The organism is Methylomonas koyamae, from assembly GCF_001644025.1.
Classification (GTDB): Bacteria; Pseudomonadota; Gammaproteobacteria; order Methylococcales; family Methylomonadaceae; genus Methylomonas; species Methylomonas koyamae_A.
This window is the reverse complement of the sequence record NZ_LUUK01000022.1, coordinates 1-20,156: the sequence shown is the minus strand read 5'-3', so window position 1 is coordinate 20,156 and position 20,156 is coordinate 1. Positions and strand designations below refer to the sequence as shown.

Sequence of the window (20,156 nt, the reverse complement as noted above, 5' to 3'; positions counted from 1 at the left end):
GGCGGCATCGTCAAGGAAGGCAGTCATTCGATCGAGCACGGCGCCGGCGTACGGGTGGTCAGCGGCGATAAAACCGGTTTTGCCTATAGCGACCGTATCGAACTGCCGATCTTGCTGGAAGCGGCCAACAACGTTAAAGCCATCGTCCGACAAGGCCAAAATACCCGGCACCGCATCGATACCGCCGCGACTTGGCCGAGTTTGTACCAGCCGATGAATCCGTTGAAATCGCTTGACGACCAGGCCAAGATCGATCTGCTGAAGCGGGTGGATAGCGAAACCCGTAAACTGGACAGCCGGATCGAGGAAGTCATGGTTAGTCTGGTGGCGGCCTACGACACGGTGTTGATCGCGGATCAGGATGGCGGCTTGGTTGCCGACGTCAGGCCGCTGGTCAGGATGAACGTATCGGTGATCATGGTCGAAGACGGCCGTCGCGAACAAGGCAGCATGGGCGGCGGCGGTCGCAGCGATTACAGCTATTTTCTGGAGGGCGATCGCGCCTTCGATTACGGCCGGGAGGCGGTGCGCCAGGCTCAGGTCAATTTGCAAGCCGGCGAGGCGCCGGCCGGCAACATGACGGTGGTGTTGGGGGCCGGCTGGCCGGGCATTTTGCTACACGAAGCGATCGGACACGGTCTGGAAGGCGACTTTAACCGTAAGGGCACCTCCGCTTTCAGTGGGCGGGTCGGCGAAAGGGTGGCATCGGACTTATGCACGGTCGTCGACGACGGCACGCTGCCGGGGCGGCGCGGTTCGCTCAGTATCGACGACGAAGGCACGCCGACCGAGAATACGGTATTGATCGAAAACGGCATCCTGCGCGGTTACATGCAGGACCGGTTGAACGCCCATTTGATGGGGGTCAAGCCGACCGGTAACGGCCGCCGCGAATCCTACGCCCACTTGCCGATGCCGCGGATGACCAATACCTACATGCTGCCGGGGCAAAGCGATCCGGAAGAAATCATCCGCTCGGTGTCCAAGGGTTTGTATGCCCGCAATTTCGGCGGCGGACAGGTTGACATTACCTCCGGCAAATTTGTGTTCTCGGCTAGCGAAGCCTACTTAATAGAAAACGGCAAAATTACCCGGCCGGTCAAGGGCGCAACCTTGATCGGCAACGGTCCCGACGTGCTGACCAAGGTTTCCATGGTCGGTAACGACATGCAACTCGATAGCGGCGTCGGCACCTGTGGTAAGGACGGGCAGAGCGTGCCGGTCGGCGTTGGTCAGCCGACCCTGAAAATTGACGGTTTGACCGTCGGCGGGACCGGCGTTTAAGCCGATCCCGAACCGATCTTCGGCCGAAACCAGCTTTCAAGGAAACTCAACTTGCAAAATCAACAAGAAATCAATCGCTTAAAAGACGTCGTTCGGCAACTGTTGGACGAAGCCAAGCGCCAAGGCGCCGATGCCGCGGAGGCGGGCTTCAGCATCGACAACGGTTTATCGGTATCGGCCCGCTTGGGCGAAGTCGAAACCATCGAGTATCACTGCGACCAGGGAATCGGTGTCACGGTTTACTTTGGCAAGCAAAAAGGTTCGGCCAGCACCAACGATATTTCCGCCGCGTCGTTGACCGAAACGGTTAAGGCGGCCTGCAGCATCGCCCGCTACGCCAGTGCCGACGATTTCGCCGGCCTGCCTGACCCGGAGGACTTGGCGCGATCGGCGGTCGATCTGGATATTTACCACCCTTGGGCAATCGAAGCCTCGCAAGCCATCGAGTTGGCGGTGGCGTGCGAGAACGCGGCGCGCGAGTACGATGCGGCGATCAGCAATTCGGAAGGCGCCACCGTCAACAGTCATTCCGGAACGCGGGTGTTCGGTAATTCGCAGGGTTTTTTGCAAGGTTACCAATCCAGCCGGCACTCGTTGAGCTGTTCGGTGCTGGCCGGTGCCAACGACGGCATGCAGCGCGATTATTGGTATAGCGTGGCGCGCAATCCGCAATTCTTGGAAGCGCCGGAGTTGGTGGGACGCAAGGCGGCGCAACGGACGGTGGCCCGATTGGGCGCCCGCAGCCTGAGCACGCGGCAATGTCCGGTATTGTTCGCGGCCGAAATGGCGTCGGGTTTGATAGGTGCCTTGATCGGCGCGGTCAGCGGCGGCAATTTATACCGTAAGTCGTCGTTTTTGCTCGACTCCCTGCACACTCAAGTAATGCCGGATTTCGTCCGCATTCATGAAGAACCCTTGCTGCCAGGCGCGTTGGGCAGTGCCAGTTACGATGCCGAGGGTGTGACCACTCGGGCCCGAGACATTGTGCGTGGCGGCGTCCTGGAATCCTATGTACTGAGTACTTATTCGGCGCGCAAACTGGGTATGCGCACCACCGGCAATGCCGGCGGCGTGCATAATCTGATCGTCGAACCGGGCGAACGCGATTTCGCCGGTATGTTGGCTTTGCTGGATACCGGTTTGCTGGTCACCGAGTTGATGGGGCAGGGCATCAACCGGGTGACGGGCGACTACTCGCGGGGTGCGTCGGGTTTCTGGGTCGAAAATGGCCAAATTCAATATCCGGTGCAGGAAATCACGATCGCCGGGAACCTGAAAAACATGTTGCGCAACGTCGTTGCGATCGGCAACGACGTGGATATGCGCGGCAATCTGCGAGTCGGTTCTATCCTGTTGGAGCAGATGGCCATAGCGGGTGAATAAATCTTAATGCCAATGGCTTTAGGGTGACGTTCGCCCCTGGCGAATATGAAATTGGGCGGAAGAGCCTGTAGGCTCTTTTAACCGGAAACGCTATCAAGACGGTTTGGCGGGGCTAAGACGTTATTGAGCGCAATTTCAGTCATGCCCTTAACTCATTTGTTTCGTTATTCGTGGCCTGTAGCAAGAGGCACCGATGAACCGTGACGATATATTTCGCGACGATGGCTGCGTCAAGCCGGCAGTCCGGGGGGGGGTTAGCGTCCGAGCAGTGGACGTTGAATCACGCCACCGCTATATTCGGAGCCGACTTGGGCCTACCTGCCCGCGGATATGGCCGAACAGCATGTCGCCGACGGGCGGATCGTGCCGGCTCTTCAGAAATGATGTCCAGAGTGTCGCCGCCGTTGCAGGTATTGTCCCCATTGCCGGTATCGTTGTCTGCAGTCGAAGTGGCGGTTGATGTGCTGCGTTAGCGTTATTAACCCGGCCCTTAAAATACCGTTCGCTCCGAACCCGTCGAAGGGCTAGCCAGCCTGGGCTTAGCCGAGCTCAGCTCGAACGGTATACCCGCGATAAATTGGGTTGGGTTAATAAAACCGGCGACATCAAGCAAATAGTGACGCTACCCATTTGACGCTTTAATCGATCAGTCGACATCAGGCAACACAAAGCGTAGCGGGCGAGTTCCTATCCTTGCCCCCGTGACCGCGTCGATGGTCACCGGCTTAATATCTTCCCCCGTTTCGACATCCTGAATCCGCACCAGCGGTCCGCCGCCGCGATACTGGTGCCCCCAAGCCCCGATCATCACCAATACCGGCAGAAAATCCCGGCCGGCATCGGTCAACACATACTCTTCACGCGGCGGCCGCTCCGAATACAGCCGCTTTTCCAGCATGCCTTCCTCAGTTAGCGTCGCCAAGCGCCGGGTCAGCATCGTCGGTGCGATGCCGAGACTTTTTCGAAATTGGTCGAAGCGGGTCAGGCCGAAATGGGCGTCCCGCAGAATCAACAAGCTCCAGGCGTCACCCAGAAAAGCCAGGCAGCGAGCGATCGGACAAGGGTCCGCGCAAATATTTTTGTCGTTCATACGTTTTTAGTAGTGACTTAGTTTCAAAATGATAGTAACATTGCTATCGAAATGATAGTAACACTTAGGCGACAGACAATCCACACCACGGGAGATTCGATATGAACACTAAACACCATGCCGTAGCCTTGATCACCGGTGCATACTCGGGCATTGGACTGGTAACGGCCAAGGCCCTGCAAAAAGCGGGTTACCGGGTATTCGGCACCAGCCGCAAGGCAGCTGCAAGCGTCGACGGCATCACCATGCTGAGTTGCGACGTGACCGACGAAGCTTCGGTAAACAACACGGTAGCCGAGGTATTGAAGCAGGCCGGCCGCATCGACCTGTTGGTCAATAATGCCGGCGTCGGCTTGCTCGGAGGGGCGGAAGAGTCGTCAACCGCTCAGGCCCGGGCCTTGTTCGACGTCAACCTGTTCGGCATTACCCGCGTGACCAATGCCGTGTTGCCGACCATGCGCAACCAAGGAAAAGGCAGAATCGTCAATATCAGCTCAGCCCTTGGTTTTATCCCAGCGCCTTACAACGCACTGTATGCCGCGACCAAGCATGCGGTCGAAGGCTATTCCGAATCGCTGGACCACGAACTGCGCAGCTTCGGCATCCGGGTTGTTTTGGTTGAACCGGGATATACCCGCACCGCGTTCGAATCCAGCTTAACCAAGCCCGATCAACCGCTGGCCGTCTACGACTCGGTGCGTACCGGCATGGAAGCGCTGATGCGCAAGGGCGTGAACGCGGGCGATGCTCCGGAGGTGGTCGCCGATACGGTGTTGAAAGCCGCGACTGCCGAGGTTCCCAAAAGGCGTTATACCGCCGGAAAACAGGCAACCCAAGTGCGCTTCCTGCGCCGTTTCCTCCCGGAAGCCTTGGTAGACAGGAGCTTGCGCCAGTTTAACCAGCTGCCGATAGTCTGAATCGTTGAAGGATAACGACATGATTCATTTATCGAAGAATTCCATGACGACTAAGCACAGGCTTCTAGCCGGATTGTTACTGCCGCTGATGATAAGCGCCGGATGCAGCGACCAGGACAAACCAACGTCAGCGGTTGTCCGCCCGGTAAAGGTGTTTCGAATCGAGCAGAACACCGTCGCCGGTGCCAGAAGTTTTGCCGGGGAAGTCCGGGCCAGAATCGAGACGCCCTTATCCTTCCGGGTGGCCGGTAAACTGCTGGAGCGCAAAGTTGATGTTGGCGACCCAGTGGGTAAGGGTCAGTTGCTAGCGATACTGGACGGCAACGATTACCGCCTCGCCGTGCAGAGCCTTAAAGCTCAGCTGGCTTCCGCGCAGGCCGACAGCACGTTCTTGCGCGACGATCTGGTGAGATACCGCGAACTGTTGGTTCAGCAAGTCATCAGTCCGCCGGAGTTCGAGCGGCACGAAACCGCTTATACCACGGCGCGGGAGCGGACGGCGGCTCTGGAAGCGCAATTGGCTGAGGCGAACAACCAGCTGAGCTATACCGAATTGCATGCCGACCGCGATGGCGTGGTCACGGCGTTGGCTGTCGAGGCCGGGCAGGTGCTGGCGGCCGGCCAAGCCGTGGTGACGCTGGCCCAGCTCGACGAAAAGGAAATCCATTTCGACGTGCCCGAGCATCGCTTGACGGAAATCCAACGTCAACAAGAAGTTAATGTTTCGTTGTGGACCGACGAAGATAGGCTACTCAAGGCCAGAATTCGCGAAATCGCCTCGGCCGCCGACCCGGCCAGCCGCACCTACCGCGTCAAGGCCAGCTTGCTCGAAGGCCTGGACGCCGTGCAATTGGGCATGACGGCGACCGTTCATATCGCGGCGAACACCGCTTCCGGTATCGCCATCCCGCTTTCCGCCGTCTATACCCCGCAAAACCAGCCCGATCATCGCTTGGTCTGGGTGGTCGACGAGCGGGCTGCTACCGTCAAATCCGTACCGGTTCGCTTGGGCGAAACGCAGCCGGGCGAACGCATTGCCGTCGAGGGCCTCGCCGCCGGCCAATTGCTGGTCAGCGCCGGCGTCCAGCGCCTGGCCGAGGGCCAGGCTGTCCGCTTGCCGGAAGGATCGGGATTGCCTAATCACCACGGCAGCCAGGAACTGCTATGAAAGCATTCAACCTCAGCGAATGGGTGCTCAAACATCGCTCCTTCACCGGCTTCATGCTGGCATTGGTGGTGCTCGGTGGGGTGTTTGCCTATCACATGTTGGGCCAGCAAGAAGATCCGCCATTCACCTTCCGCATCATGGTGGTCAAAACCCTCTACCCCGGCGCCACCGCGCTGGAAGTCGAGCAGCAGTTGACCGACCGGCTGGAAAAGAAAATCCAGGAATTACCCAATCTGGATTATCTGCGCAGTTACTCCAAACCCGGCGAATCGGTGATTTTCGTCACCCCGCGCGAGGATACGCCACCCAGGGAGATCCCCGAGCTTTGGTATCAGGTGCGCAAGAAAGTCGACGATATTCGCATGACGCTACCGCCAGGCAGTATAGGGCCGTTTTTCAATGACGAATTCGGCGATACCTATAGCCTGATCTACGCCTTTTCCGGCGAGGGTTTTAATTATGCCGATCTGAAGTTGGCTGCCGATTCGGTGCGCCAACAATTGTTGCGGGTCAAGGATGTCGAGAAGGTCGATCTGATCGGCGTGCAGGACGAAAAGATTTTCGTCGAGTTTTCCGACAAAAAGCTGGCCGAACTGGGCCTGGATACGGCAGCGGTTGCTCAAGCCTTGCAGGCCCAGAACGGCATGGCGCTGGCCGGCACGGTGTTTTCCGCGCAGCGCAATCTGCCGATACGCCTGACCGGCGCGTTCGACTCGGAAGACAGCGTCTCCAATATGGCGGTACGCATCGCTAGTCGCACATTCAAGGTCAAAGATTTTGCCCTTGTGACGCGCGGCTATATCGATCCCGCCGAATTCAAGATGCGTTTCAACGGCAAACCGGCCCTGGGCCTTGGCGTGACGATGAACAAGAAAGGCAATGTGATCGCCCTGGGAAAAAATTTAGAGGACACGCTGACCGGCATCAAAAACGAATTGCCGATAGGCATGGACGTGGAGCAGGTCGCCAATCAAGCCCATGTCGTGAAAAACCAGATGGCGGAATTCGGCCAAACCTTCTTCGAAGCGCTGACCACCGTGTTAGTGGTCAGCTTCTTGAGCCTGGGCTGGCGCACCGGCTCCGTGGTGGCGCTGACCGTGCCGCTGGTGCTGGCCGCCACCTTGCTGGTGATGCTGCTGTGCGGTATCGATCTGCAACGGATTTCCTTGGGGGCTTTGATTCTGGCGTTGGGCCTGTTGGTGGACGACGCGATGATTGCCGTCGAGATGATGGCTCGCAAGCTGGAAGAAGGTTGGGATCGGATGCGCGCGGCGACCTATGCCTATACTGCCACGGCCTTTCCGATGCTGACCGGCACTTTGATCACCATCGCCGGCTTCTTGCCGGTGGGGTTGGCACAATCCTCGGCCGGTGAATATACCGTGGCGATTTTTCAGGTGGTCGGCATTTCGTTGATACTGTCCTGGATCGGCGCGGTGGTGTTCACCCCGTATTTGGGTTTCTTGATCCTCAAGGTGCATGCCAGCGCCGATGGCCCTATCCACGACTTGTTCGATACGCCGTTCTACAACCGCTTGCGGCGTTGGGTGGATGCCTGCGTCGCGCACCGCAAAAAAGTCATTATCGCCACGCTGGCCTTGTTCGGTCTCGGTGTCGTGGCCTTAACCCACGTTCCCGAACAGTTCTTTCCGTTGTCCAACCGGCCGGAAGTCATCGTCAACCTGTGGCTCCCGGAAGGCAGTGCCTTCGAGCAAACCGAAGCCGCTGCCAAACGCATGGAAGCGCTGTTAGCCAAGGACGAGGATGTGGAGCATGTCGCCAGCTATATCGGCAGCGGCACGCCGAGGTTTTTTATGTTAATCGTGCAGCAATTGGCAAATACCAATCTGGCCGAATTGGTGGTGATGACCAAGGATAACCAGGCGCGCGAACGGGTGATGCAGCACGTCCGGCAGATTCTTGAAACCGACTTCCCGAATGTCAGGGGCCGGGTCAAGCGCCTGAATGTCGGGCCGCCGATGGATTATCCGTTGGCGTTCAGGGTGCTCGGCGAAAACCCCAACATCGTGCGCGGCATTGCCGAGCGGGTGGCCGAGGTCGTACGCAATCATCCCGGCACCGTAGACGTCAACGACGACTGGCATGACCGTATTCCTTCGTTCCGCCTGATGTTGGATCAGGACAAGGCCCGCGCCCTTGGCGTTTCGACGGCCAGCCTGTCGCAAGCCTTGCAGGCGCATTACACCGGCATCCCGGTCGGGCAATTGCGCGAGCAGGATAAATTGATCGACATCGTCTGGCGGGCCAGTCCCGAATTGCGCACCGCCGCTGACGAATTGCCCGACGTCGCGTTGCGCACCGCCAACGGCAAGGCGGTAGCGCTGTCGCAGTTCGTCAAGTTCGAGACCATATTCGAAGATGGCGTGCGCTGGCGGCGCAACCGTTTCCCAACCATTTCGGTGCGCGCCGACGTGGCCGACGGCAAGATGGCCCCGGACGTGGCGGCGGAAATCGTCCCGAAACTTAAACCGATTCAGGATAGCCTGCCGGTCGGTTATTTCATTGAAACCGGCGGTTCCAAGGAAGACGCGGTGACCGCGCAGAAGTCGATTCTGATCTGGATTCCGTTGGTGCTGATCGTCACGCTGATCTTGTTGATGATGCAGCTGCAGAACCTGTCCAGGACCTTCATGGTGTTCAGCACCGCGCCGCTGGGCGTGATCGGCGCCGCCTTCGCCTTGCTGTTGTTCCGGGCGCCGTTCGGTTTCGTGGCCCTGCTCGGCATCCTGGCGCTGGCCGGCATGATCATGCGCAACTCGGTGATTTTGGTGGATCAAATCGATCAGGATGAACAGTCAGGACTCGACACCTGGTCGGCCATCGTCGAATCGACGGTGCGGCGGTTCCGGCCGATCATGCTGACTGCGGCGGCGGCCATCCTGGCGATGATCCCATTGTCGCGCAACGATTTCTTCGGCCCTCAGGCCATCGCCATCATGGGGGGGCTGACGGTGGCGACTGTGTTGACGGTGTTCTTCCTGCCGGCGCTGTATGCGGCGTGGTTTAGGGTGGAGCGAGGGCTGCCGGAGAATACAGACGGTAGGTTGGGCTAAATGCAATGCAGCCTTTATGCCCGCGGGTGCAACATTTTGAATTTGTTGGGCTTCGCTTTGCTCTGCCCAACCTACATTTTGGCATATAGCGGTAGGGTACGCATTGCGTACCCTACGCGGCTACATTTTGGCGCATAAGACCTCGGAGTCTTGCAATGAATAATCGATATTTATCACCGCTAGCCATTCTGTCCCTGGCTAGTCTAGTTGCCTGTACGCCGACCCGCGTCGGCGACCAAGTAGCGCTCAATAGCCCGGCAAGCTGGCAACACGCGCCCAATGCTCAAGCCACCGATGCGGTTGACCTGAAGACGTGGTGGCAAGGATTCAACGATCCCTTGCTGAACGAATTAATAGACAAAGCCTTGGCCGCTAATCACGACATCAAGATCGCCACCGCTCGCGTCCGCGAAGCTAACGCGATGGTCACCGTTGCCGAAGCGGCCTTGTATCCCAGCCTGGATTTCTCACTGTCCGGCGGCCGGGAAAAACGCATCGACCGCATTGTCGGCGTGCCGAGCGGGCAAGGTATCAAATTGATTACGCCGACCGCCGATGCGGTCAGCGGCGGCTTGGCCGCGCGCTGGGAAATCGACGTGTTCGGCGGTCGGCATCTGGAAGCGGAAGCCGCCGCCGCACAAGCCGAAGGCAGCCAGGAAGGCTTGCATGCGGCGCAAGTCGGCCTGTTGGCCCAGGTGGCGACAAACTATCTGGAGTTGCGCGGCGTGCAGCAACGCACCTGCATCCTGCAAAACAATATCGCCTTGCAACGCGAACGCTTGCGGACGTTACAAGTATTTGTGAAAGCCGGGCTGGCTAACGAGGCGGACCTTGCCCGTCAGCAAACCTTGCTGCAGGGCACCGAAGCGACGCTGCCGGGTTTGGTTAACGCCGAGCAAAAGCTGATCCATCGTTTGGGCGTGTTGCTGGGCGAACCGCCGGAAAGCCTAGGAAACCGCTTGGCCACCGTCGGCCCGCCGCCTAATGAAGCATTGAATCAGTTGATTCCATTCATGGTTCGACAAGCTCACCACGAACGGAATCAACCGCTTGCCGTTCGTCCTGAGCCCTTCGGCGATGCTCAGGAGAGCCTCGTCGACGGAGCTATTCAGGGTTCCCCTAGGAGTTTGCCGGCCATGCCCAAGCTGCTGCCGGCCGATTTGCTGGCGCAACGTCCCGATTTGCGCCTGGCGCAAACCGAAGTCAGCGCGGCCGCCGCCAGCTTGGGTTCGGCGCGGGCCGATCTCTATCCCAAGCTGGTGTTGTCAGCCAGCGGCGGTTTCGGTGCGCTGGCGGTCGGCGGATTTCCGAGTCTGGCCGATAGCGTTTATGCGCTGGGTTCCGGCCTTTCCGCGCCTATCTTCAACGCCGGCCGCATCCGCGCCCATATCGCCGCCGCCGATGCGCGACTAGAGCAAGTCGCGGCCAATTATGAGAAAACTTTTTTGCTGGCCCTGGAGGACGCGGAAAACGCCTTCGTCGCGCACCGTTCCGCCACCGATAGCTTAGGAAAATTGACCGAAGCGGAAGCCTCGGCGGAAAAAGCTTACCGGCTGGTCGACGCGTTGTATCAGCGCGGTGCAGGCAATTATTTGGCCGTGCTGGATGCGCAACGCAGCAAACTGGGCGCCAGCGACGAACGTGCAAAAGCCGAAACCGCTGTCAGCGTCGCGATGGTGTCGCTTTACCGGGCATTCGGTGGTGGGTGGACGCTTGATTCGTCGGTAAACGCCATTGAAAATGCCTCGGCACGCTAATCGACCCTTGTTTGGGAATGCGTGGGTAGTTCTTGGGAAAGCGCAGTAGACAAACAAGGGTCAGATCAGGCGTCTAAGCAATTAGATGGCGCTTAATATCTCATCAATCAATTCGGGACCTCGATAGATTAAGCCGCTATAAATCTGCACCAAGCTGGCACCGGCGGCTAATTTCTCCTGGGCGTCTGCAGCGCTCAATATGCCGCCGGCTGCAATAATCGGCAGTCTGCCGTTTAATTCCGCCGCCAAACCTTTTACGACGCGAGTCGAACTATCCTTGACCGGCGCGCCGCTTAAGCCGCCTGCTTCGTTGGCGTGGATATGGCCCTGGATTTTATCGCGGGCAATGGTGGTGTTGGTAGCAATCACGCCGTCGATAGCAAATTCCAACAGCAATGCCGCGATGTGGCTGATTTCTTCATCCGTTAAATCCGGGGCGATTTTCACCGCGATGGGCGTGTATTTGCCTTGCGTCGTCTGAAGTTTCAGTTGTTCTTCCTTCAACGCGTTTAACAATTGCTTGATCTCGTCGCCTTGTTGCAGTTGGCGCAAATTTTTGGTGTTGGGCGAGGAAATATTAATGGTGATATAGCTCGCCGCGGCATAGCTCTTTCTTAAGCCAATCAAGTAGTCTTCGGTAGCGTTTTGCAACGGGGTGTCGGCGTTCTTGCCGATATTGATGCCCAAAATGCCCCGATACCGGCATCTGTCGACTTGTGCCAGCAAATGATCGATACCTAAGTTATTGAATCCCATTCGGTTGATGATGGCTTGATGTTCCGGTAGGCGGAACAGGCGCGGCTTGGGATTGCCCGGTTGCGGGCGGGGCGTGACGGTGCCGATTTCGACGAAGCCGAAGCCCAAATCGGCCAAGGCATCGATGTAATCGCCGTTTTTATCCAGACCGGCGGCCAGTCCCAGCGGATTCTTGAAATGCAAACCCATCACATCGACCGGTTTGTCCGGCGCGGCCGGCCGGGTCAGGGCGCTGACGCCGCTGGCATGGGCAACTTGCAGCAGTTGCAGGGTGGCATGGTGGGCGGTTTCCGGCGGCAGCGAAAACAGCAAGGGACGTAGCAAGGGATACAGGTTCATGGTGGCGGCAAGCGTTTGGGTAAATAGGGGCTGGGATTCAGTGCGGTTGGCCGGTTCAGCATTAGGTCGCTCAACAAGCGGGCGGCCGCTGGCCCCATCACCAAGCCGTTGCGAAAATGTCCGGCGTTGACGTACAGATTGTCGATATCGGGATGGGGGCCGATATACGGGACTCCGTCGGGGCTGCCGGGACGCAAGCCGGCCCAATGATGAGCGACCGGGAAGTTTTTCAATGCAGGCAGCAATCGTGTCGCGAATTCGAAAAGCACTTGGCGGGCCGATTCGGTCGTTGCTTTCTCGAAGCCGGCTTGCTCCACGGTGCTGCCGGCCAGGATGCGGCCGTCACGGCGCGGAATCAGGTAGTGATCGCCGTCAAGTACCATACAGGGCAGGGTTTCGGGTTCGGCCTGGAACAGCAGCATTTGTCCGCGCACCGGCTGGATGCGCAAATCCAGCGCTTGCTCGGGTAGCAAAGCATTCAATAGGTTGGCCGTCCAGGCGCCGGCGCTGACCACCAGCTCCCGCATCGACAGAGAGCCGGCGGCGGTTTGCAAACGCACGGCTCGGCGGCCGCGTATCGTCAACGAGGTGATGTCGGCATTCTCGATAAACTCGACGCCTTGCTGGCGCAACCAAGCTTGCAGCGACTTCAGAAGTCGAGGATTGCGGGCTTGGGCGATGTTCGGTAGCCATAGCGGTTGTCGCCAGTCGACGTGCAGGTCCGTGAGAAGGTCTGTCGGTGGGGTTTGATGACGAATGGCGTAGCGCTCGCACCAAGCCACGGCGTCTTCGCGGTCGGGGTTTTGGCTGATTAACATGCCGCAGTCCCGCCATTCCGGATCGATGCCGGTTGCGTGGTGCAATTCGCGGCACAGACGTGGATAGGTTTCGATGCTGGCTGTCGCTAGTTTGGAAATGGCGTCGGCTTGTCGCCAAGGGTAAATCGGCAGCAAAATGCCGCCGCCGGCCCAGGACGCTTCCCGACCCGCGAGGGATTTGTCGATGATGGCGACATCGCGTCCGGCCAGGCGGAGTTCGCGCGCGGCCAGCAGGCCGCTGATGCCGCCGCCGATGATGAGTATGTCCAGATTTTGCGTCATGCGGGTGCGGAAGATTGGCAAGGGCGAATCTTTTTTAAGTTATCACGAAGCCGGCCCGTCGCGGAATAGGTGGGTCGGCTTTCGCGGAGTGTAAAAAAACAAACGGCTGTTGTGAAAAATAGACAAACATTGAATATAGATTATGATTTTGATGTAAATCAATGAATTCTAATTAAATTTTAATTCGCAAAAAAAAGACGTAAAACTTGTACGGCTGGTTTTTTGCTGCTATTATTGCCCGCGTGAAGAAATCCTGTGTTGCATTCCAGCCAATGCAGTCTTAACAATAACAACCCTTGGGGGGAACGACTATGAGTTTTACCAAAACCAAATTAGCGCTAGGCGTTGCTGCGGCGACTTTGACACTGGTTGGCGCGCAAGCCCAAGCAGCGGGCGCCAGCGCCGAGCGCGTGGCCGATGCCGCCGCTAGAAAAACCGAAGCGTTGGAAGCTCAAATGCAACAAATGGCTGAACAAATGCAAGCCATGCAAGCCGAGTTGAACCGGGTTAAAACGGCTTCTTCCGCTAAATCCTCTACCGAAACCGCCAAAATCCAAGAGTTGGATCATTGGATGGCGTCTGTTAAATCAGCTCCCGAAACCTCGCATGCCAAAGATAATTTGGTTGCAGTCCGTGGTGGTTGGCAAAAACTGGATCACGCCCGTGGAGACAACGACAGCGTTCTGAACGATGGCGCATTGCTGTCTAACAATATGAATTCAGATGGCTTTTACTTTGGCGGTGCGTTTGACTTTAATGTCAACAACGATTTATTCGGCTTGATGGATGACACTTCATTCGGCGTTGAGATTGGTGTTGAGTACTCTGAGTTTGGTAAAGGCTTGAATACACTGGGTACCGTGACTGCGGTAAATGCGACTGTAAGTCCGCATCAGTCCACCGATTCTCGCTTGCGGATCAACGCTTCACCAAAAATCAAATTCATGCACGACAGCAAATTGCGTCCATGGATCATCCCCGTCGGTCTTGATATCAATATTCTGGGTGTTCCTTCCAACGCGGTTTCCGTGTTGAACGCCGGCATGCAATTCGGCGGTGGTGTGGAATACGATATTTTCAGAGGTATCACTCTGGGTACCGATGTTCGTTACCATTATTCAACGAGCAAAGTTGATGGTACGCCAACCGACGGTTTCAGTACTGGCGGTTACGTTGGTTTCAAATTTTAATTTGTAAACCCCGCGTTACCCAAAAAGGGAAGGTGTCAAAGCCTTCCCTTTTTTTATGCTCAATTGGTTTTCGGCGCATTAGGACGGCTTTGGCTTGCAACTTGTTCGTGGTGGCATCTTGATATTCCGCTGAGTCAGCCACCGGGCAACAAAAGGCAGGCGCCCGCCTGTGCCAAATTGACCGGTTTCTCGTTGACGCATTCGTAAAATCCGCGTTCGCTTAGCTCGCGGCCGAAACCGGAGTTGTTGAGTCCGCCGAACGGCAGTTCCGGCGCGGTCCACGCCGGTTGGTTGACGAACACCATGCCGCAGTCGATTTGCGCGGCAACGGCGCGCCCACGCTCGATACCGGCCATGAATACCTAAGTGCCGAGGCCGAAGGGTGTAGCATTCGCTAACGCAATCGCGCTTGCCGTGCTGTCGACGACGTGGAAAGCTGCGGCCGGATCGAACAATTCCCGGTTAAACACCGGATTGCGTTCGTCTATCCCCGTAATCGCCGTGGGTTCCAGAAAATAGCCGGGCCGGTCGAGGCGGTCGCCGCCCAATCCAATCGTCGCTCCGGTTTGGCGGGCCCGATCGATTTGCTCCAGCAGCAGGTTCGAGGTTTTTTCCGAAGCCAGCGGTGCTTCGGCATGCTCGCTCGGCACCGGCGACGGCGCTCTCCAGTTCCGCGTCCGATATTGCGGGATAGCTGGCGATGAATTCACCGTTGGCGGGGTTGATGGATTGGTAACTCAAGGTGGAGTCCCGATTCAAGATGGCGAAAGGCCGGCCCGCGCGGAGCCGGCCGCATTCGGTTTAGGCGCGATCGGTCACGCCCGGCGTCAACATCAGGTTGACCGGCAGTTTCTCCTGTAGCGTGTAAGGACTGGCCTTGTTCTCGGCCACCCAGCGCTTTTCGGCGACCGATTCGAACGGCGGCGGCAATTCGCCTTGCAGCGACCACAAATCGAACGGCGTCTCGTCTATCGAAATTTCCCAGTCGTAACCGCGTTCCTTCACATACGGCGCGACCACGGCGTCCAGGGTGCGGATCCACCATTCGCGCAGGATAGGCCCGGGAATGGTTCTGGCGATCTGGTCCACCTTGAAGCGAACGAATTGATTATGCGCCTTGCCGCCGACGTAGCAATTGCCCTTATCGATGGCCTCGAACAGGATTACGACGTAAAACTTGGGGATGGGCACGCCGGCGTAGATGCCGGTGATGCGCTCGGCGAGTTCTTGTTTGTCTTCGGCACTGAAGGCGCCGGTCGGATGGTAGACTTTCCACAAAGGCATGGTGATTCTCCTGAATTTGAAGTATTGGGACGGGCCGGTTTGGGGGCCGCTAAAATCGGAATTCGGTCGCCTGGCGCCGGCGGCGATCCGAACTCGGGCGACGCGTCGTTAGTCCAGGTTTGCGAAATCCTTGGGGGGATGCAAGCCGAATGGCGGCGTCGGGGATTACTTTAGGCCGGCTGGAGCCAAGCGTAAAATGGCGAATATTCATACGCGGATGAATATTTTCGATGCCGGTCTTCCCGGCGCGGTCGTTAACATTCCGCGGTTTTGGGTATTCCGACCATGGCCGATTTACGCAGCTTCGATTTGAATTTACTGGTCGCTTTCGATTGGCTGATGCGAGAACGCAGCGTGTCGCGGGCAGCGGAGAAAATGTTCATCAGTCAGTCGGCGATGAGCCATGTACTGCAGCGCTTACGGCAACAGTTGGAAGACCCGTTGTTGGTGAAAACCCCGGCCGGCATGGTGCCTACCGCGCGGGCCTTGGCGCTGGTCGATCCAGTCTCCGCAGTGCTGAAAGAGGTGGAAGGTTTGATCAGGGCGCCGGCCCCGTTCGATCCGGCTGGCAGCCGGCGCGCGTTCGCGATTGCCGCCACCGATTACGTGGAAGCCTTGCTCTTGCCTAAACTGGCACCGCGCATCGCCCGTCAGGCGCCGGGCGTGGACATTCGTTTCAAACGTACCAGTAGCCGGTTTCCGCTCGAAGCGCTGGAGCAGGGCGAAATCGATCTGGTGTTGGGTTTCGAGGTGATGCTGAATCCGCCGAAGCATCTGCATTGTCTGGCCTTGTTCGACGATTGCATGGTTTGCGTGGCGCGGGTCGGTCATCCGGTCGTGAATCGGGAATTGACGCTGGAGCAATACATCGGCTTGCCGCACATCATGCTGTCTGGCGCCGGCTCCGGTAGCGGCCAGGTCGATAGTTGGCTGGCCGAGCACGGTCTGGAGCGGCGGGTGGCATTGACGGTTTCGCATTTTCTGTCGGCGCCGTTGATTGTGGCCCAAACCGATATGGTCATGGCCTTTCCTAAGCGTACCGCCTTGCAAATCGCGCAAAACCAGCCTCTGCAATGGGTGCCGTTACCGTTGGATTTGCCGGATTACGCCACGGTCATGGTCTGGCATCCGTTGCAAGACCAGGAGCCGGCCAACCGTTGGTTGCGCGGCGAGATCCGCGCCGCTTGCGTCGAGTTGACGGATTAAACGAATCGCGGCTCGCCCAGTTCCGGAAAGTAGCGCAACTGCATGCGCCGGCAATAGTCGATTAACGCCGGTTGCGCCAGCGCATAGTCCTTGACCGGCGAAGCAACAGGGCAGGCGAGCAGGTTGATCAGAATGCCGTAAGCCGACGCGTCGACGCTGGCGGGTTGCTCGCCGAGTAAATAGGGGCGGTCCGCTAAGGCAGCAGCCAACGCGGTCACGTCCTGCCGGCCCAACTCGAATACTTGTGCGGTCGGCAAGCGACCGATGCCGTGGCCGCGAATCTGGCTTTTGATCCGCAGCCGGTAAAGGCTGGCGACCCCGTCGGCGAGGAGCGGCGGCAGGCTTCGAAAAATTGCCTGTTTGTTGATGCGCCAATTCTCCGCCCCGGTTTGCCAGCGGCTGTACATGCAGACCCAATACAAATGCTCTTCCAGCAGACGTTGCCAGGCAAGGGCTTGAGCTTTTTGCCGGTCGGAAAGGGTTTGGTCCGGCCGGTTGCCGAAATTCTGTTGCAGATGGGCGATGATGATCCGGCTATCGGCGATTTTGCGGCCGTCGTGGTCGATGTAGGGCAATTTGCCTAGCGGCGCGTATATCGGTAGCGTTTCCACGATCCGGTACTCGATTTCGGCCATCCGCAGATAGGTTTCCAGCTTCGTGCAAAACTGGCCGGGGTTGGGGATATGCCAGGCTCTGGGAAATTGATGAAGAACAATCATTTGTTGTTTCGTCTGGGTTTGGGGCATTTCGCAGTCGGTCATTTCCGAAGGTAGCGGGCCATTGGGAGTAGTCGGTTTTACAGGCCTGATGCGAATTTCTCTGATGTTATACTACACAGATTCGATTTGATTGAGATGGCGGCACTTGTCAAACGGTTGTCTCAAAAATCCGTCGCCGCTGTCGGTGCCTTTTTACCCTGCCGATGCCCGAAAAATGACTTCCCGGCCAACGAAATCAAAAAACACAGCGCGCCGATTCCTTCACATGCCGAGTGCCAAGCGCTTAACTCGGTTCGTTTAACAGCGTTGAATTAAATGATGAGAACGCTTTACCCTGAAATATCGCCCTTTCACAGCTTCTTTCTCGACGCGGATTCGGTGCATCGGGTGTATGTCGAACAATCCGGCAATCCCGCCGGAGTTCCGGTGATTTTTTTGCACGGCGGGCCCTGTTCCGGTACCAAGCCGGAGCATCGGCGCTACTTCGATCCGGAGCGCTATCACATCGTCTTGCTCGATCAGCGTGGTTGCGGCCAGTCTTTGCCGTTTGGCGAATTGGCGGCGAATACAGCGCTGGATTTGGTCGACGACATCGAGCGGATCAGAATTCGCTTGCGCGTGGAACGGTGGTTGCTGTTTGGCGGTTCGTGGGGGGCTACCTTGGCTTTGCTTTATGCGCAGCGTTTCCCCGAAAAGGTCTCGGGCATGGTGCTGCGGGGCGTGTTTTTGGCGCGTGCGGCCGATATGGATTGGTTTCTCGGCAATGGCGCCAATCGGATTTATCCGCAAGCTTGGCAAGGTTTGCTGGATAGTGTCGATGCCAAGGAGAAACAGGAGGTTCTGCCTAATCTGTTGAGCTCGGTATTCGGTGGCGACGAGAGCCTTGCCCGGCGCGCGGCGAAAGGTTGGCAGGACTGGGGCGGCCAGGTCGCTTTGGGTAATGAGTTCATCGCGAGTGCAGAGCCGGCCGGTGAACGTGAGGTGTTGCAAGTCAGGATGGAGCTGCATTACGCCCGAAATCGCTATTTTCTCTCCGAAAATCAGCTGCTGGCGAATTGCGGGGGCTTGAGCGATATTCCCTGTACGATCATCCACGGGCAGAACGATTTAACCTGTCCGTTGGAGGCAGGTTGGGCCTTGCATCGCGCATTGCCTCATGCCGAATATATCGTGCTGCCCAATGCCGGACACGTTGCTCGCGGCGAGGAAATGATCGGCGCCTTGGTGGCGGCGGCCGATCGGATGGCTGGGCTGTTGGGCTAAAACATGGCGGATACGAAAAAACGCTTGGTGATCGCAATGACCGGCGCAACCGGCGCTATCTACGGTATCAGGATGCTGGAGATACTCCGAGAACGGCCGGAATGGGAAACGCACCTGGTGATTTCCTCGGCGGGGCTGGTCAATCTGAAATACGAATTGGACATGGATAGGGCGGCGCTGTATGCGCTCGCCGACGTGACGCACGGCATCAACGATATTGCCTCCAGTATTGCAAGCGGCTCCTTCAAGACCGAGGGAGTTGTCATTGCGCCGTGTTCGATGAAAACCCTGGCGGCGGTGGCGCACGGTTTTGGCGACAATCTGATTTCGCGGGCGGCCGACGTGGCGCTGAAGGAACGCCGTAAAACAGTGCTGGTGCCCCGCGAAACCCCGTTAAATCTGGCGCACATCCGCAACATGGCGGCGGTTACCGAGATGGGTGGCATCATATTTCCGCCGATGCCGGCGTTTTACAATAAATCCGATTCGCTGCGGGCAATGGTTGACGAGGGGGTCGGCCGCATATTGGACATGTTCGGCGTCGATACCGCCGGTCTGTATAAGCCCTGGACCGGCCTGGAAGGCTGAGTCGCGATCAAATCCAATCGATTCCCGGAGTTTTTTGCGTTTATTTGGCCCGTCGCGAATTGACAGGGTGCCGGTTCTGATTTAGAGTTGCCGCACTCGATTATTTTGCCCGTCAACAAAGGCTTGCTAGGCTCTCGAATCTTGCTGGGAAACGGGAGCTTTGTTGTAAGGGTCGCCTTAAAAACAATAACTGTAACTATAACAATCGGAGCACATAAGTATGGCAAGACCATTAATTCAAATGGCGTTGGACTCACTGGATTTCGACCAAACCGTTGCGTTGGCCGACAAAGTCGCACCTTACGTCGATATCTTCGAAATCGGTACCCCTTGCATCAAATACAACGGTATCAATCTGGTCAAGGAATTGAGACAACGTTTCCCTAACCAACTGCTGCTGGTTGACCTGAAAACCATGGATGCCGGCGAATACGAAGCCGGTGCTTTCTACGCTGCCGGCGCGGACATCTGCACCGTATTGGGCGTTTCCGGTCTGGCTACCATCGGTGGCGTGATCAAAGCGGCTAAAAAATATAGCGCCGAAGTTCAAGTCGACCTGATCAACGTGCCTAACAAAGGCGAGTGCGCTCGCGAATCCGCGAAACTGGGCGCCCAAATCATGGGTGTACACACCGGTCTGGACGCACAAGCGGCCGGTCAAACGCCTTTCACCGATTTGGCGGAAGTCGCTAACCTGGGCTTGAACGTTCGCGTTTCCGTTGCCGGCGGTATCAAACCAGCTACTATCGATCAAACCGTTAAAGCGGGCGCCAACATTATCGTGGTCGGCGCGGCAATCTACGGGGCTGCATGCCCTGCTACCGCGGCAAAAGAGATCCGCGAGCTGGTCGACGCCGCTTCCGCATAAGACCGCTTTGGTTAGACCTAAGCTGTAATCTGCAAGATCTAAGGACGGGTGGCTAACGCCACTCGTCCTTTCTTACGTTTTAAACCCCAGTTTTTGAAAAGCGGCGCCAACCGCCCGCTGTCATCATCGATATTTAAAGGAGATACACCAATGCCTTCGCGCCGAGACTT

Annotated in this window: 16 protein-coding genes and 1 pseudogene; 11 read left to right on the top strand and 6 right to left on the bottom strand. The window is 57.6% G+C overall.

The genetic code is table 11. The features are described from left to right. Nucleotides 1-1,284: metalloprotease TldD (gene tldD / locus A1355_RS02150; RefSeq protein ID WP_064024523.1), on the top strand; the 1,284-nt coding region annotated here is incomplete at its 5' end. Nucleotides 1,285-1,335: 51 nt separating this feature from the next. Beyond that, entirely contained in the window at nucleotides 1,336-2,667 is a 1,332-nt protein-coding gene (pmbA, locus tag A1355_RS02145; protein ID WP_064024521.1) for a metalloprotease PmbA, read from the top strand. Nucleotides 2,668-3,313: 646 nt separating this feature from the next. Here pmbA and A1355_RS02140 read toward each other — a convergent pair. Further along, nucleotides 3,314-3,757, bottom strand: coding sequence for a winged helix-turn-helix transcriptional regulator (locus tag A1355_RS02140; RefSeq protein WP_064024519.1), 444 nt, complete (start codon nucleotides 3,755-3,757; stop codon nucleotides 3,314-3,316). A gap of 101 nt (nucleotides 3,758-3,858) precedes the next feature. On the opposite strand from A1355_RS02140, the gene A1355_RS02135 reads away from it, so the two are divergent. The 4 genes from A1355_RS02135 (at nucleotide 3,859) to A1355_RS02120 (ending at nucleotide 10,673) form a co-directional block, all read left to right on the top strand. Continuing rightward, complete coding sequence (locus A1355_RS02135) at nucleotides 3,859-4,674, top strand: oxidoreductase (protein ID WP_064024517.1); 816 nt, start codon at nucleotides 3,859-3,861, stop codon at nucleotides 4,672-4,674. A gap of 43 nt (nucleotides 4,675-4,717) precedes the next feature. Further along, a complete protein-coding gene (locus A1355_RS02130) occupies nucleotides 4,718-5,842 on the top strand; it encodes an efflux RND transporter periplasmic adaptor subunit (RefSeq protein ID WP_157197705.1) in 1,125 nt (374 codons plus the stop codon). After that, nucleotides 5,839-8,916, top strand: a complete 3,078-nt coding sequence (locus tag A1355_RS02125; protein WP_064024515.1) for an efflux RND transporter permease subunit — start codon at nucleotides 5,839-5,841, stop codon at nucleotides 8,914-8,916. The genes A1355_RS02130 and A1355_RS02125 overlap by 4 nt, the downstream gene beginning before the upstream one ends. A gap of 155 nt (nucleotides 8,917-9,071) precedes the next feature. Continuing rightward, the gene (locus tag A1355_RS02120; protein WP_064024513.1) at nucleotides 9,072-10,673 is read left to right on the top strand and encodes a TolC family protein; all 1,602 of its coding nucleotides are present in this window, start codon (nucleotides 9,072-9,074) and stop codon (nucleotides 10,671-10,673) included. 81 nt (nucleotides 10,674-10,754) lie between these two features. Here A1355_RS02120 and A1355_RS02115 read toward each other — a convergent pair whose 3' ends face one another. Then, nucleotides 10,755-11,768, bottom strand: a complete 1,014-nt coding sequence (locus A1355_RS02115; protein ID WP_064024511.1) for a quinone-dependent dihydroorotate dehydrogenase — start codon at nucleotides 11,766-11,768, stop codon at nucleotides 10,755-10,757. Next, the gene (thiO, locus tag A1355_RS02110) at nucleotides 11,765-12,868 is read right to left on the bottom strand and encodes a glycine oxidase ThiO (RefSeq protein WP_064024509.1); all 1,104 of its coding nucleotides are present in this window, start codon (nucleotides 12,866-12,868) and stop codon (nucleotides 11,765-11,767) included. Before thiO ends, A1355_RS02115 begins: the two co-directional genes overlap by 4 nt. A 311-nt stretch (nucleotides 12,869-13,179) precedes the next feature. Between thiO and A1355_RS02105 the strand changes: the two genes are divergently transcribed. Then, nucleotides 13,180-14,058 carry a hypothetical protein gene (locus tag A1355_RS02105; protein WP_064024507.1) on the top strand — a complete coding sequence of 293 codons (879 nt, stop codon included), beginning with the start codon at nucleotides 13,180-13,182 and terminating at the stop codon, nucleotides 14,056-14,058. A 134-nt stretch (nucleotides 14,059-14,192) separates the two neighbouring features. Here the strand turns inward: A1355_RS02105 and A1355_RS25950 are convergent. Together A1355_RS25950 and A1355_RS02090 are read right to left on the bottom strand one after the other, a co-directional pair. Then, nucleotides 14,193-14,768, bottom strand: a pseudogene (locus tag A1355_RS25950) (aldehyde dehydrogenase family protein). 91 nt (nucleotides 14,769-14,859) lie between these two features. Continuing rightward, nucleotides 14,860-15,342, bottom strand: a complete 483-nt coding sequence (locus A1355_RS02090; RefSeq protein WP_064024501.1) for a tautomerase family protein — start codon at nucleotides 15,340-15,342, stop codon at nucleotides 14,860-14,862. Nucleotides 15,343-15,627: 285 nt separating this feature from the next. Here A1355_RS02090 and A1355_RS02085 point away from each other — a divergent pair, with 285 nt between their 5' ends. After that, nucleotides 15,628-16,548 carry a LysR family transcriptional regulator gene (locus A1355_RS02085; protein ID WP_064024499.1) on the top strand — a complete coding sequence of 307 codons (921 nt, stop codon included), beginning with the start codon at nucleotides 15,628-15,630 and terminating at the stop codon, nucleotides 16,546-16,548. On the opposite strand, the gene A1355_RS02080 is transcribed toward A1355_RS02085, so the two are convergent. Further along, a complete protein-coding gene (locus A1355_RS02080) occupies nucleotides 16,545-17,267 on the bottom strand; it encodes a glutathione S-transferase family protein (protein WP_064024527.1) in 723 nt (240 codons plus the stop codon). The two genes, A1355_RS02085 and A1355_RS02080, sit on opposite strands and share 4 nt — an antisense overlap. Nucleotides 17,268-17,585: 318 nt before the next feature. Here A1355_RS02080 and pip point away from each other — a divergent pair, with 318 nt between their 5' ends. The 3 genes from pip (at nucleotide 17,586) to hxlA (ending at nucleotide 19,986) form a co-directional block, all read left to right on the top strand. Further along, nucleotides 17,586-18,530, top strand: a complete 945-nt coding sequence (gene pip, locus A1355_RS02070; RefSeq protein ID WP_064024525.1) for a prolyl aminopeptidase — start codon at nucleotides 17,586-17,588, stop codon at nucleotides 18,528-18,530. Between the two features lie 3 nt (nucleotides 18,531-18,533). Further along, nucleotides 18,534-19,118, top strand: a complete 585-nt coding sequence (locus A1355_RS02065) for a UbiX family flavin prenyltransferase (RefSeq protein ID WP_064024495.1) — start codon at nucleotides 18,534-18,536, stop codon at nucleotides 19,116-19,118. Nucleotides 19,119-19,338: 220 nt separating this feature from the next. Continuing rightward, the gene (hxlA, locus tag A1355_RS02060; RefSeq protein ID WP_064024493.1) at nucleotides 19,339-19,986 is read left to right on the top strand and encodes a 3-hexulose-6-phosphate synthase; all 648 of its coding nucleotides are present in this window, start codon (nucleotides 19,339-19,341) and stop codon (nucleotides 19,984-19,986) included. Nucleotides 19,987-20,156: the final 170 nt, after the last annotated feature.

Bases quoted from the DNA above. Each gene is read 5' to 3' on its own strand.
- A1355_RS02140 (WP_064024519.1), bottom strand. From the start codon at position 3,757: ATGAACGACAAAAATATTTGCGCGGACCCTTGTCCGATCGCTCGCTGC.
- A1355_RS02135 (WP_064024517.1), top strand. From the start codon at position 3,859: ATGAACACTAAACACCATGCCGTAGCCTTGATCACCGGTGCATACTCG.
- A1355_RS02130 (WP_157197705.1), top strand. From the start codon at position 4,718: ATGACGACTAAGCACAGGCTTCTAGCCGGATTGTTACTGCCGCTGATG.
- A1355_RS02125 (WP_064024515.1), top strand. From the start codon at position 5,839: ATGAAAGCATTCAACCTCAGCGAATGGGTGCTCAAACATCGCTCCTTC.
- A1355_RS02120 (WP_064024513.1), top strand. From the start codon at position 9,072: ATGAATAATCGATATTTATCACCGCTAGCCATTCTGTCCCTGGCTAGT.
- A1355_RS02115 (WP_064024511.1), bottom strand. From the start codon at position 11,768: ATGAACCTGTATCCCTTGCTACGTCCCTTGCTGTTTTCGCTGCCGCCG.
- thiO (WP_064024509.1), bottom strand. From the start codon at position 12,868: ATGACGCAAAATCTGGACATACTCATCATCGGCGGCGGCATCAGCGGC.
- A1355_RS02105 (WP_064024507.1), top strand. From the start codon at position 13,180: ATGAGTTTTACCAAAACCAAATTAGCGCTAGGCGTTGCTGCGGCGACT.
- A1355_RS02090 (WP_064024501.1), bottom strand. From the start codon at position 15,342: ATGCCTTTGTGGAAAGTCTACCATCCGACCGGCGCCTTCAGTGCCGAA.
- A1355_RS02085 (WP_064024499.1), top strand. From the start codon at position 15,628: ATGGCCGATTTACGCAGCTTCGATTTGAATTTACTGGTCGCTTTCGAT.
- A1355_RS02080 (WP_064024527.1), bottom strand. From the start codon at position 17,267: ATGATTGTTCTTCATCAATTTCCCAGAGCCTGGCATATCCCCAACCCC.
- pip (WP_064024525.1), top strand. From the start codon at position 17,586: ATGAGAACGCTTTACCCTGAAATATCGCCCTTTCACAGCTTCTTTCTC.
- A1355_RS02065 (WP_064024495.1), top strand. From the start codon at position 18,534: ATGGCGGATACGAAAAAACGCTTGGTGATCGCAATGACCGGCGCAACC.
- hxlA (WP_064024493.1), top strand. From the start codon at position 19,339: ATGGCAAGACCATTAATTCAAATGGCGTTGGACTCACTGGATTTCGAC.